Raw genomic sequence first — 12,946 nt, 5'->3', positions numbered from 1 at the left:
TGCAGATCAGAGCAGAGTAACCTGCAGACTGGCGGTAACTGTGCATCAGAATGAGACGGACTGGCGTGTGCGTTTGTCTGGAAGAGAGTGCCGCGGAAACGCATAAAAAAAGGCCCCTGCAGGGGCCTTTTTACTGCAGCGAACTTACAGTACGTCGACTGCGTTCAGCTCTTTAAACGCCTGCTCTAAGCGCACAACCATTGAGGATTGTGCCGCACGCAGCCAGACGCGTGGGTCATAGTATTTCTTGTTCGGGCTGTCCGGGCCGTTCGGGTTGCCCAGCTGCGACTGCAGGTACGCTTCGTTAGATTTGTAATACTGCAGAATACCGTCCCAGGTTGCCCACTGGGTATCGGTATCGATGTTCATTTTGATCACGCCGTAGCTGATAGACTCTTCAATCTCTGCCGCAGAAGAACCGGAACCGCCGTGGAATACGAAATCCAGCGCGTTATGCTCCAGACCATGCTTCTCGCACACATATTTCTGTGAATCGCGCAGAATGGTTGGGGTCAGCTTCACGTTGCCTGGCTTGTACACGCCGTGCACGTTGCCGAAAGAGGCCGCAATAGTGAAACGCGGGCTGATTTTGCTCAGCTCGGTGTAAGCGTAATCCACATCTTCTGGCTGGGTGTAGAGGGCTGAAGCATCCATATGGCTGTTATCCACGCCATCTTCTTCACCCCCGGTACAGCCGAGTTCGATTTCCAGCGTCATATCGATTTTCGCCATACGCGTCAGATATTTGCTGGAGATCTCGATGTTCTCTTCCAGCGACTCTTCAGAGAGGTCGATCATGTGTGAAGAGAACAGTGGCTTACCGGTTTTTTTGAAGTGCTCTTCACCGGCATCCAGCAGACCGTCGATCCACGGCAGCAGTTTTTTCGCACAGTGGTCAGTGTGCAGAATAACCGGCACACCATACTGCTCTGCCATCAGATGCACATGGTGCGCACCGGCGATAGCGCCGAAAATTGCTGCGCCCTGTGGTTTGTCGGTTTTGAAACCTTTACCGGCGATAAATGCAGCACCGCCGTTGGAGAACTGAACGATGACCGGCGCTTTAACTTTGGCAGCCGCTTCCAGTACCGCGTTAATGGAGTCCGTGCCGACGCAGTTAACTGCAGGCAGAGCGAATTTGTGCTCTTTCGCTACCTTGAAGACTTTCTGAACGTCATCACCAGTGACAACGCCGGGTTTTACGAAATCAAAAATTTTAGACATGGTTGTGTCCCGTTTCGTTACCGTTCATTCCCGAAGGGAATGGGATTTATTTGCCCCGGACGGGGCCAGTTTTAAGGCAGCGCCGGAGCGCTGCCCCCAGAATTACTGCTTAGCGCGCTCTTCCAGCATCGCCACTGCAGGCAGTTTTTTGCCTTCCACAAACTCCAGGAACGCCCCGCCGCCGGTTGAGATGTAAGAGATCTTGTCTTCGATACCGAACAGATCGATAGCCGCCAGGGTGTCACCGCCGCCTGCAACAGAGAATGCCTCGCTGTCTGCAATCGCATTAGCCACGATTTCGGTGCCTTTACGGAAGTTCGGGAACTCAAATACGCCTACCGGACCGTTCCACAGAATCGTTTTGGCCTCTTTCAGAATCTTCGCCATGTTCTGTGCGGTTTCATCACCGAAGTCCATAATCTCTTCGTTATCCTGCACTTCTGAAACCTTTTTCACGGTAGAAGGTGCAGTTTCAGAGAATTCCGTGCCCACACGGGAATCGGTCGGCACCGGAATACCGTACTGGTCACGCAGGCCTTTAGCCGCTTCAACGAAGTCCGGCTCGTAGAGTGATTTACCGACGTTGTTGTCGATAGCCACGAAGGTGTTTGCGATGCCGCCGCCAACAATCACGGTATCCGCAATTTTGACCAGCGACTGCAGGACATCAAATTTGGTCGATACTTTTGAACCACCGACGACGGCAACCAGCGGACGCTCCGGATTGCTCATTACTTTACCCAGCGCTTCCAGCTCAGCAGAAAGCAGCGGGCCGGCGCAGGCGACTGGCGCAAATTTGCCTACGCCATGGGTTGAAGCCTGTGCACGGTGGGCGGTACCAAACGCATCCATTACAAAGACGTCGCACAGCGCGGCATATTTCTTCGCCAGCGTCTCGTCATCTTTCTTTTCGCCTTTGTTAAAGCGTACGTTTTCCAGTACTACCAGCTCGCCCGCTCCCACTTCAACGCCGTCAAGATACTCTTTTGCCAGCGTAACCTGGGTACCGTTCAGTTTCTCTTTCAGATAGTTAACAACCGGCAGCAGCGAGAACTCTTCATTGTATTCACCTTCAGTCGGGCGACCGAGGTGAGAGGTAACCATCACTTTTGCGCCCTGTTTCAGTGCCGCTTCAATGGTAGGCAGGGAAGCACGGATACGTGCGTCAGATGTCACTTTTCCTTCTTTCACTGGCACATTGAGATCGGCACGGATCAGAACACGCTTACCAGCAAGGTCCAGATCGGTCATCTTAATTACAGACATGGTGAATCCTCTCGTTGATTCTCGTAAGTTTTGCCAGACGCCATCCGCGTCTTACCTGAAACCGCTTGCGGCCATTGCTAACGTAGTATCGATCATCCGATTAGCAAAGCCCCATTCGTTGTCACACCAGACCAGCGTCTTGATCAGGTGATGACCGCTGACCCGCGTCTGCGTACCATCAACGATGGCACTGTGCGGATCGTGGTTAAAATCTACTGAGACTAACGGTAATTCCGTATAGTCAACTATACCACGAAATGCCCCTGCTGATGCGTTTTGCAGCAGCGCATTGACCTCACACGCCTTTACCGCCGCCCGCACCGAGACGCTCAGATCAATCGCCGTCACGTTGATAGTGGGTACACGCACCGCTATCGCTTCGAAGCGATCGTTGAATTTCGGAAAAATGCGGGTGATGCCGGCAGCCAGCCGCGTATCGACCGGAATGATCGACTGACTCGCTGCACGGGTGCGGCGCAGATCGCTGTGATAGGCGTCGATCACCTGCTGATCGTGCATCGCTGAGTGGATCGTGGTCACTGTACCGGACTCGATCCCAAAGGCATCATCCAGCAGCTTGATCACCGGAATAATGCAGTTGGTGGTACAGGATGCATTAGACACAATGCGGTCAGTTTGTTTAAGAGCCTGTTCGTTTACGCCGAACACAACGGTTGCGTCCAGATCGTTGCCGCCCGGATGCGAAAACAGAACTTTTCTGGCGCCCGCCCGCAGATGCGCCTCACCGTCGGCGCGGCTGCCGTAAACGCCGGTGCAATCCAGCACGACATCAACGTCCAGCTGCTGCCACGGCAGCGTGCCGATCTCTGCCTGGTGCAGGATGCGAATAGTGTCTTCCCCTACCCACAGCAGATCGCGCTCCTGACGCACGTCGAAGGCGAAGCGACCGTGGCTGGTATCGTACTTCAGCAGATGCGCCATGCCGGCGGCGTCTGCCAGCTCATTAATCGCAACGACCGTGATTTCCGCCCGGCGTCCCGTTTCATATAGCGCACGCAACACATTGCGTCCGATACGACCAAAGCCATTGATAGCAATACGAATGGTCATCGCTTTTCCTGCAACTGCACCTCTAAAATGTGCCAGATACCTTGAGCGTTTCATGCCATTTTGTACAGGGAATTCTTCCGCAGCGCCTGACGCGATGCGCAGGGATTCGGCAGCAACTGAAACGGTTCAGCCAAAATAAAGCATGCGGGGAATAACCGGAATGATTGCGATCAAGGATGGTGATGATTATTGGATCTGCGTCACAAAAATGAGGCGATTAAACAATTACTGCAGGAATAATTGAAACGTTTCAGGCGGCGAAAGAATATGAAATAAAACAGGGTGCGCATCAATGCGCACCCTGTAGCTCACGATATCCGGTTTGTTAAGTCGCCCGTTAAGGCGACCACGGATTACAGAATAGATTTTGCGGTGTTTACCACATTCTCAACGGTGAAGCCGAACTCTTTAAACAACAGCTCTGCCGGCGCAGATTCACCAAATGAGGTCATACCGACCACCGCGCCGTGCAGGCCGGTGTATTTGAACCAGTAATCGGCAATACCCGCTTCAATGGCAACGCGCGCGCCAACCGCTTTCGGCAGCACCGCTTCACGGTAGGCGGCATCCTGCTTATCAAACGCATCCGTTGATGGCATGGAGACCACGCGCACATTGCGGCCTTCGCTGCTGAGTTTGTCAGCGGCAGCCACCGCCAGCTCAACTTCAGAGCCGGTAGCGATCAGGATCAGTTCCGGCGTGCCGTTGCAATCTTTCAGCACATAGCCACCGCGGACCACGTTTGCCAGCTGCTCAGCGGTACGATCCTGCTGCGCCAGGTTCTGGCGGGAGAAGATCAGTGCTGACGGGCCATCGACGCGCTCAATGGCATATTTCCACGCGACAGCAGACTCAACCTGGTCACAGGGACGCCACAGGCTCATGTTTGGCGTCGTACGCAGGCTGGCCATCTGCTCAACCGGCTGGTGCGTCGGGCCATCTTCACCCAGACCGATGGAGTCGTGGGTGTAAACCATGATCTGGCGGATCTTCATCAGTGCCGCCATACGCGCCGCGTTGCGGGCATATTCAACAAACATCAGGAAGGTCGCGGTATAAGGCAGGAAACCGCCGTGCAGCGCAATGCCATTGGCAATGGCGGTCATACCGAACTCACGCACGCCATAATGGATGTAGTTACCCGCTGTGTCTTCGTTGATCGGTTTAGAACCGGACCACATCGTCAGGTTGCTGGGTGCCAGATCGGCGGAACCGCCGAGGAACTCCGGCAGCAGCTTGCCAAAGGCTTCAATCGCATTCTGTGACGCTTTACGGCTGGCGATTTTAGCCGGATTCGCCTGCAGCTGCTCAATAAACTGCTGCGACTCTGCCTGCCAGTTAGCAGGCAGCTCATTGTTAACGCGACGTGTAAACTCTTCCGCCAGCGCCGGGAAAGCTGCCGCATAGGCTGCAAACTTCTCATTCCACGCGGACTCTTTCGCCTGGCCTGCCTCTCTGGCATCCCACTGCGCATAGATATCGGCCGGGATCTCAAACGGCGCATGGCTCCAGCCCAGCTGCTTACGCGTCAGCGCAATTTCATCGTCGCCCAGCGGCGCGCCGTGTGAATCGTGCGTGCCCGCTTTGTTGGGTGAGCCGAAGCCGATAACGGTTTTGCACATCAGCAGTGACGGCTTGTCAGAGACGCGCTTCGCCTCTTCCACAGCCTGTTTGATCGCTTCTGCGTCGTGACCATCCACGCCGCGCACAACATGCCAGCCGTAGGCTTCAAAACGTGCTGCGGTGTCGTCGGAGAACCAGCCATCCACGTGACCATCAATTGAGATACCGTTGTCGTCATAGAACGCGACCAGCTTGCCCAGCTTCAGCGTGCCGGCGATAGAGCAGACTTCGTGCGAAATCCCTTCCATCATGCAGCCGTCGCCCATGAAAACATAGGTATGGTGGTCTACGATATCATGACCCGGGCGGTTGAACTGTGCGGCCAGCGTACGCTCGGCGATCGCAAAGCCCACGGCGTTGGCGATGCCCTGGCCCAGCGGGCCGGTGGTGGTTTCCACGCCTGGCGTGTAGCCATATTCCGGGTGACCTGGGGTTTTAGAGTGCAGCTGGCGGAAGTTCTGCAGCTCGCTCATTGGCAGATCGTAGCCGGCAAGGTGCAGCAGGCTGTAGATCAGCATAGAGCCATGCCCGTTCGAGAGCACGAAGCGGTCGCGATCTGCCCACTGCGGGTTAACCGGGTTGTGATTCAGGAAGTCGCGCCACAGCACTTCAGCGATATCCGCCATGCCCATCGGGGCACCCGGATGTCCCGATTTAGCTTTCTGTACTGCGTCCATACTTAACGCACGAATGGCGTTGGCAAGCTCTTTACGAGAGGGCATGTTCTACTCCAGATCGGATTAAGGCTCCGCCGCGCTTAACGTATTGTAATTAATCAGTTATAAGGCGAAGCGTGAAAGAAGTCGCCCATCAATGTACATGAAAATCGGCACAAAAGTACATGCATCCGCGTGCTAATTATCATGGCTGCGATTGCATTTTAAGCCGCGTCTGCTAGCAACCGCGAAACGGGCGCGCTATAAACATCGGGTTTATACATCTGGCCTGCTTTCAGGTGTGTGTTTTTACGACGAGTGACTTAAAGGATGATGATATGAAAATCCGGGCTACGGTTACGGCAATGGGAGTGGCAGCGCTACTGAGCGGCTGTCAGGGATTTGATAACAACGCGCTGCTGCAGTCGGGCGCGCAGGCGTACCAGGCCTATTCACTCAGTGATGCGCAGGTAAAACAGCTGAGCGATCAGTCCTGTGCGCAAATGGATAAAGACAATCAGGTGGCAGCCGCAAACAGCAGTTATCAGCAGCGCCTGAATAAGATCGCTGCCGCACTGGGCGACAATATCAACGGCACGCCGGCGAACTACAAGGTGTACGTCACCAAAGACGTCAACGCCTGGGCGATGGCTAACGGCTGCATCCGCGTTTACAGCGGCCTGATGGATATGATGACCGACAATGAAGTAGAAGGCGTACTGGGCCATGAGATGGGGCACGTCGCGCTGGGCCACACGCGTAAAGCGATGCAGGTTGCCTTTGCCACCGAAGCCGCACGCGGTGCCGCCGCATCGGTTGGCGGTATTATTGGTTCGCTGTCGCAGTCGCAGCTGGGCGATATCGGCGAGAAGCTGGTTAACGCGCAGTTCTCGCAGACCCAGGAGTCGCAGGCAGATGACTACTCGTATGATCTGCTGAAAAAGCGCGGTATCAACCCGCTCGGTTTAGCCACCAGTTTTGAGAAGCTGGCGAAGATGGATCAGGGACATCAGAGTTCGATGTTTGACTCCCATCCTGATTCAGAAGCGCGCGCGCAGCATATCCGCGATCGTATCGCCGCAGACGGTAAATAAGCGCCTGATGCAGCCCTCCTCCCGCCGGGAGAAGGGCTGCCACTATCAGCCTTTGTTCGCTGCCTGCACGTGCAGCATATCCAGCGCCAGCGTGGCCGCTGCCAGCGAGGTCAGATCGGCGTGATCGTAGCCTGGCGCCACTTCCACCAGATCCATACCGACGATATTCATCCCCTGCAGGCCGCGAACCAGTTTGGTCGCTTTGTCACTGCTCAGCCCGCCAATTACCGGTGTACCGGTGCCTGGCGCGTGCGCCGGATCGAGGCAGTCAATATCAAAGGTCAGGTAGACCGGCAGGTCGCCCACGGTGCGCTTCACTTCCGCCAGAATATCATCCACGCTGCGATCGTTAACCTGTGCCGCATCCAGCACGTTAAAGCCCAGACTCTTATCAAATTCAGTACGGATACCGATCTGCACCGAGTGCTGCGGATCGATCAGCCCCTCTTGTGGCGCGGTGAAGAACATGGTGCCGTGGTCAAAGGTCGGGCCGTTGGAATAGGTGTCAGTGTGCGCATCGAAATGCACCAGCGCCATTTTGCCGAAATGCTTCGCGTGGGCGCGCAGCAGCGGCAGCGTAATGTAGTGGTCGCCGCCAAAGGTCAGCATGCGCTTGCCGCTGGCCAGCAGTTTTTCCGCATGCGCCTGCAGTTTGTCAGAGAGATCCTGTGAGTCACCAAACGCGTAAACCAGGTCGCCACAGTCCACGACTTTCAGGCGCTGACGCAGGTCGAAGTCCCACGGCCAGCGGCACCCTTCCCACGCCAGGTTAGTTGAGATCTGACGAATTGCTCCCGGCCCCAGACGGCTGCCCGGACGGCCCGACGTAGCGGCGTCAAACGGCACACCGGTGATCACCCACTCTGCGTCGCTGTCGTACGGCTGGAAGTTGAGCGGAAAACGCATGAAACCAAAGGCGTTGGAAACCAGGGAGTTGTCATACTGATTGCCCAGGGTGTTGTACATAATTCATCCTCTTTACGTCAGGCCTCACCGGCCTGATTACGGGTCAGGTATAAAAAAATCCCTTCCGCGTCGTCAGGCGTGACGGGGAAGGGATTGATGGCGTGATTATCGCCGGGAATATTCTCCCCTGCAATCCTCATCCGCTTAGCGTTCGCGCATCGCCTCTTCGGCTTTGTTAAACGGCTTGACCAGATAATCCATCACGGTTTTCTCGCCGGTTTTGATATCCACCGTGGAAACCATACCGGGTGTGATAGAAAAGCGCCGGCCCGCTTTGTTCTGCACATAGTCGTTATCGGTACGGATAAACACCCGATAGTAGTAAATTTCTGGTTTAACCTCATCCTGAATGGTGTCCGGCGAGATGCTCTCCACCACGCCATTAAGACCGCCATAAATGGCGTAATCATAGGCGGAGATCTTCACCACCGCGCGCTGCCCCGGATGGATAAAAGCGATGTCGCGTGGCGAGAGACGCGCCTCCACCAGCAGCCTGTCGTTGAGCGGGACAATGTTCATCAGTTCGCCATTAGGCGGCACCACGCCGCCAACCGTGGATACTTTGATATTTTTAACGATGCCGCGCATCGGGGCGCGGATCGTCAGGCGCGTTACCGTATCTTCCCGCCCTTTGATCACTTCCGCCAGGCTGTCCGCTTCCGCGCTCGCTTTGGCCAGCTCCTCGCGCGCCTGGACATAATATTGTGAGCGCATATCGGTCAGCTTCAGTTCCAGATCGGATTTCTCACGCTGCAGGCGCAGCACCTCCACGTTACTGGCTGCCCCGCTTTTTGCCAGCCGCTGCGTAATCGCCAGCTCGCGGTTAGCCAGCGCCAGCGACGCCTTAAACTGCTTTGTCGCGTCGTTGAGCTGTGCCCGTTTAGTCGTATAGAGGCGGGTTTCTGCCGCGATCAGATCGGGCCAGCCGCTGAGCTCGTCCGGAAAGGTCAGCCGGGTATCGTTGACCTCTGCCCGCAGGCGCGACGCCGCCGCCAGCGCGGCACGGTAGCGTGCCGCACTCTCCCCTACGCTTGACTGCGAACGGGTAGGATCGAGGCGCGCCACCACCTCACCCGCCTGCACCTGATCGCCTTCATGCACATACAGCTCCGTCAGAATCCCCCCCTCCAGCGACTGCAGCACCTGTTCGCGCGAACTGGGGATCACCTTGCCGGTCCCGGTTGAGACTTCATCCAGCACGCCAAACCACGCCCAGATCAGCGCGACCAGCATCAGCGCGGCGCTGATCACAATCAGCCGCACGGCACCGCTGTAGTGGGTCTCCGACTTCAGTTCGCCCAGCAGATCGTCTGACGCGTCTGTTTCAGCAGCCGTTATCAGCCGCAGTTTTGCCGGCAGCTGCTTCATGCGTTCACCTCCGGCAGATTTCCGCCGCTGCGCGCCGGCGGCAGCGCTTTCTCTTTCGGACTGTCCATGACCAGCTGCCCCTCTTTCAGCACCAGTATCCGATCCACCAGCGACAGAATCGCGGCACGATGAGTCGCAACGATCAGCGTGCGGCCATTCAGCCACGCGCCGAGGCGCTCAATAAACTCTTTTTCAGTGTGGTCGTCGAGCGCGGCCGTGGGTTCATCCAGCAGCACAATATTGGGATCGCGCAGCAGCATACGCGCCAGCAGCAGCGACTGCCGCTGCCCGCCGGAAAGACCGGTTCCCCCCTCCATGATCGGGTGATCCAGCCCCAGCGGCAGACGACGAATAAATTCCGCCCCGCCGCTCACCGTCAGCGCAGAGAATATGGCGTCATCGGTAGCGTGCGCCGCGCCGAGGGTCAGATTTTCGCGCAGCGTACCGTGAAACAGACGCGCGTTTTGCGTCAGCAGCCCGACATTGCGCCGCACGTCAGCCACGTCAATATGCGGCAGGCTAAGATTATCAAGCCGCAGTTCACCACTGACCAGATCCATGCCGCCCGCCATCGCCTGCAGCAGCGTGGATTTACCGGAGCCGTTGCGGCCCAGTACCGCAATACGCTCGCCTGGCTGAATAGTCAGGGATTTAATGCGCAGCGCCAGGGTCAGCGAGTCGCTGTAGTAGCGAAACATGGCGTCGGTAAACTGATAATGGCCAAACAGCACCGGGCAGTGGATACGCGTCTCATCGCTGCTGTTCTCTACCGGCAGGTTCATCAGGCCGTCAAGGCTGGTTTTCGCTGCCCTGACCTGTTGCCAGCGCGCCAGCACGCCGCACAGCGTCGCCATCGGCGCAATCATGCGTGAGGAGAGCAGCGACGCCGCCACAATTGCCCCGGTCGTGATATCACCGTTGATCACCATCGGCGCGCCCACCACAATGACGCTGGCATAAACCAGGCCCTGCACCGTTACGCCCCAGCTGATGAGCGAGTGCATCACTTTACGCATCTCGACCCCTGACTGCGCGGTGATACGGATATAGCTGTTCCACTGCTGCAGAAAGCGATCTTCCGCCTGCATCAGCTTGATATCCTCCAGCCCCTGCACGCTCTCCACCAGCACCGCATTACGCAGCGTGGACTCTTTCAGCGCCTGCTGCGCCAGCTTCGCCAGTTTTTTCTGGCTGAGCAGACCCGGCAGCACCATCAGCAGCACCGCCACCGGGGCGATCCACGCCAGCTGCGGCGCAATAATGGCCATCACCAGCAGAAACAGCAGGAAAAATGGCATATCAACGATCGCGGTAACGGTTGTCGAGGTCACCATTTCCCGGATCGCCTCCAGCTCACGCAGCTGAGAGATAAAAGTTCCGGTAGAACGAGGCACCACGCTGTTGCGCAGCCGCAGCGCATGACCAAAAACCCGATCGGAGACGCGCATATCGGCGCGCTTGCCCAGCAGATCGGTGACGTGATCGCGGCCCACGCGCAGAATATAGGTAAACACCACGGAGATGATCACGCCAGCATAGAGCACATAGAGCGTGGGGTAGGATTGCGCCGGGATCACCCGATCATACACCTGCATCGAAAAGACGATCCCGACCAGCGCCAGCAGGTTGATCAAAAAGGACGCCAGCATCACGTAGCCATAGGGACGCAGATCGTGCAGCACCAGCCGCCGCAGCCAGTCCGGGCGCACGGTAGCCAGATAGCGATCGACCCGGCTATCTTTCGCCGCCGCCACCGGCCGCAGCGCCGCCACCACGCTGAGGGCGGGCAGCAGATCGGTGAGCATCACCGGCGTCGGCTGTTCATCGCCGGAAAAGTGGACCCGTACGCGGTCATCGCCATCAAATGCTGTGATCACGCCGACCTGGCCGTCATTCAGCTCTACCGCCAGCGGCAGGCGCCAGCGCGTGATCTCCTGACTCTCCTCTGCAAACAGCTGCAGCGACAGGCCCGCCTGGCGCGCCAGATGGCGCAGCGCTTTATCGCGCGTCTGTTTGCCCTGCCACTCTGCCGCCGCCATGATCATGCCCGGCGAACAGGGCAGCCGGTAGTGGGTGGCGATTTGAATGATTGCCGTGGCCCAGCCGTTAAGCGGCAGCTCGCCGCCGCTGGCGGGCTGGCCCTCAGGCGCGTCCGGGATCGGTAATTGGGTCATGGCTGGATCTCCACGGTCTGGATGCGCTGATGATTAAGCGTAAAGGCTGAACGTATTTGTCCGGTGCTGTAGAGGCAGTCGAGCTGCAGCGATCGCAGCTGGCTGATGGTCTGCTGTAGCGTAAAGCGGGTCTGCCACACCTCCTGTTCTGCATTCAGCACGTCCAGCAGCGGGCGCGTGCCGAGCTGCAGATACTGATCCTGATAAAGCTGGCGGGTTTTCTCACCCAGCGCCTGCTGACGCCCCATGATCGCCAGACTCTGCGACAGGCTAAGCGCTTCATTCTGCGACTCACTCAGCTGCTGACGCGCTTTCAGCCGCGCGGAATTGACCGCAGCGTTCGCCGCCTGCAGCGCGCTGGCGGCGGCGTCGCGCGCAGCGGTAATCCCGCCCCCCTGATAAAGCGGCATCTCTACTTTGATAAAAGCAGAGTACTGCGTGCGATCCAGCGACTGATTGCCGGCGTAGTGATCGTTGAGATAGTGCGTGACCTGCGGTTCCAGCGAGATGGTCGGCAGGTTCTGTGCGCTGGCATTATCAAGTTTGGCCTGCGCCTGACTAGCCTGCGCCCACGCGGCCAGCACCGCCGGGTTGCTTTTGTCATCCGCTTTGCCACTGGCGCAGCCGCGGGTCAGCGTCGCGGGAAACTGGTCGCTGACCTGCTTTACCAGCGGCCAGCCCAGATAGGTAGCTAAGGTTGCGCGCCAGCGGTTAAGGCTCGCCTGATACTGCGTCAGGGTGGTGCGCGCGCCTTCAATACGCGCATCGGTCTGGGTCGCGTCGGAGAGCGAAGCGGCGCCCTCCTCATTACGCTGCCGTGCGAGGACACCAATCCGGCTCAGGGCGCTGAGCTGATCGCGGGCAATCTTTACCAGCTGCTGATAGCCCTGCACCTGAACCAGGGCAGCTGCGGTATCGTGCGCCACGCTGTCGATGCTCACCAGCACGTTGGCCTGCTCCTGCGCCACGCCCGCTTCAGCAGAGCGCACCGAGCTGCTGACTTTGCCAAAGTCATAGAGCATCTGCGACACCGACAGCACAAATGACGGACTGAAGCCGCTGCCGCTGTAACTGTTGCTATAGCCGTTATTCATGCCCCCGCTGATTTGCGGATAATATTTTGCTTTGGCCACGTCGACCTGATTCGCCTGCTCCAGCATGGTGCCGATCGCCTGCGCAATATCCGGATGCCACTGCACCGCGCGCTGTACCGCCTGTTCAATTGTCAGGGTATCCGGCACGCTGGCCAGCGCGGGTCCGGCGACTTCGCCGGCAAGCGATGGCAGTTCCTGCTGCTGAACCAGCTCGCTTTGGGTAATAGAACCTGCACGCATCAGCGTGTCACTGGCGGCACTGAGATGCGCACTGTAAAACAAGAGAAAGCCCGCGCTTACTGCGGCGGGCAGAGAGGAACGGCGAAAGGGTGCGCCGGATTGCATCAGATCCATCGATTATCCACCAGTCAGAATAGAGAAAGGGCACCTCCTGTGCCCGTGATGCTTCC

At 57.6% G+C, this 12,946-nt stretch carries 9 protein-coding genes; 1 reads left to right on the top strand and 8 read right to left on the bottom strand.

Annotation, left to right across the window (positions count from 1 at the left end; genetic code table 11):
• Positions 1 to 144 precede the first annotated feature (144 nt).
• From fbaA to tkt, 4 genes are all read right to left on the bottom strand, one after another.
• Positions 145 to 1,224, bottom strand: a complete 1,080-nt coding sequence (gene fbaA, locus B3041_RS00820) for a class II fructose-bisphosphate aldolase (RefSeq protein WP_065648247.1) — start codon at positions 1,222 to 1,224, stop codon at positions 145 to 147.
• Positions 1,225 to 1,326: 102 nt separating this feature from the next.
• Positions 1,327 to 2,490, bottom strand: a complete 1,164-nt coding sequence (pgk, locus tag B3041_RS00815; protein ID WP_065648246.1) for a phosphoglycerate kinase — start codon at positions 2,488 to 2,490, stop codon at positions 1,327 to 1,329.
• A 51-nt stretch (positions 2,491 to 2,541) separates the two neighbouring features.
• The gene (gene epd, locus B3041_RS00810; protein WP_292968538.1) at positions 2,542 to 3,561 is read right to left on the bottom strand and encodes an erythrose-4-phosphate dehydrogenase; all 1,020 of its coding nucleotides are present in this window, start codon (positions 3,559 to 3,561) and stop codon (positions 2,542 to 2,544) included.
• 353 nt (positions 3,562 to 3,914) lie between these two features.
• Complete coding sequence (gene tkt / locus B3041_RS00805; RefSeq protein ID WP_065648245.1) at positions 3,915 to 5,906, bottom strand: transketolase; 1,992 nt, start codon at positions 5,904 to 5,906, stop codon at positions 3,915 to 3,917.
• 272 nt (positions 5,907 to 6,178) lie between these two features.
• On the opposite strand from tkt, the gene B3041_RS00800 reads away from it, so the two are divergent.
• Complete coding sequence (locus tag B3041_RS00800) at positions 6,179 to 6,934, top strand: M48 family metallopeptidase (protein WP_065648244.1); 756 nt, start codon at positions 6,179 to 6,181, stop codon at positions 6,932 to 6,934.
• Positions 6,935 to 6,979: 45 nt separating this feature from the next.
• On the opposite strand, the gene speB is transcribed toward B3041_RS00800, so the two are convergent.
• From speB to B3041_RS00780, 4 genes are all read right to left on the bottom strand, one after another.
• The gene (speB, locus tag B3041_RS00795) at positions 6,980 to 7,900 is read right to left on the bottom strand and encodes an agmatinase (RefSeq protein WP_065648243.1); all 921 of its coding nucleotides are present in this window, start codon (positions 7,898 to 7,900) and stop codon (positions 6,980 to 6,982) included.
• Between the two features lie 144 nt (positions 7,901 to 8,044).
• On the bottom strand, positions 8,045 to 9,241 hold the full coding sequence (locus B3041_RS00790; protein WP_412159094.1) for an HlyD family type I secretion periplasmic adaptor subunit: 1,197 nt from the start codon (positions 9,239 to 9,241) through the stop codon (positions 8,045 to 8,047).
• Positions 9,242 to 9,264: 23 nt separating this feature from the next.
• Positions 9,265 to 11,442 (bottom strand): type I secretion system permease/ATPase, encoded by a 2,178-nt coding sequence (locus B3041_RS00785; RefSeq protein ID WP_292968534.1) that lies wholly within the window; start codon positions 11,440 to 11,442, stop codon positions 9,265 to 9,267.
• Entirely contained in the window at positions 11,439 to 12,890 is a 1,452-nt protein-coding gene (locus tag B3041_RS00780) for a TolC family outer membrane protein (RefSeq protein ID WP_292968533.1), read from the bottom strand. The genes B3041_RS00785 and B3041_RS00780 overlap by 4 nt, the downstream gene beginning before the upstream one ends.
• Positions 12,891 to 12,946 lie beyond the last annotated feature (56 nt).

Source organism: Pantoea sp. UBA4549 (assembly GCF_002387285.1).
In the GTDB taxonomy this organism is placed as follows: Bacteria; Pseudomonadota; Gammaproteobacteria; order Enterobacterales; family Enterobacteriaceae; genus Pantoea; species Pantoea borealis.
Note: the sequence above shows the minus strand (reverse complement) of the source record. Positions and strands in the feature narration are given on the sequence as shown.

Excerpts from the sequence above, each read along its gene's own strand:
- fbaA (WP_065648247.1), bottom strand. The coding sequence starts at position 1,224 with ATGTCTAAAATTTTTGATTTCGTAAAACCCGGCGTTGTCACTGGTGAT.
- pgk (WP_065648246.1), bottom strand. The coding sequence starts at position 2,490 with ATGTCTGTAATTAAGATGACCGATCTGGACCTTGCTGGTAAGCGTGTT.
- B3041_RS00780 (WP_292968533.1), bottom strand. The coding sequence starts at position 12,890 with ATGGATCTGATGCAATCCGGCGCACCCTTTCGCCGTTCCTCTCTGCCC.
- B3041_RS00785 (WP_292968534.1), bottom strand. The coding sequence starts at position 11,442 with ATGACCCAATTACCGATCCCGGACGCGCCTGAGGGCCAGCCCGCCAGC.
- epd (WP_292968538.1), bottom strand. The coding sequence starts at position 3,561 with ATGACCATTCGTATTGCTATCAATGGCTTTGGTCGTATCGGACGCAAT.
- tkt (WP_065648245.1), bottom strand. The coding sequence starts at position 5,906 with ATGCCCTCTCGTAAAGAGCTTGCCAACGCCATTCGTGCGTTAAGTATG.
- B3041_RS00800 (WP_065648244.1), top strand. The coding sequence starts at position 6,179 with ATGAAAATCCGGGCTACGGTTACGGCAATGGGAGTGGCAGCGCTACTG.
- speB (WP_065648243.1), bottom strand. The coding sequence starts at position 7,900 with ATGTACAACACCCTGGGCAATCAGTATGACAACTCCCTGGTTTCCAAC.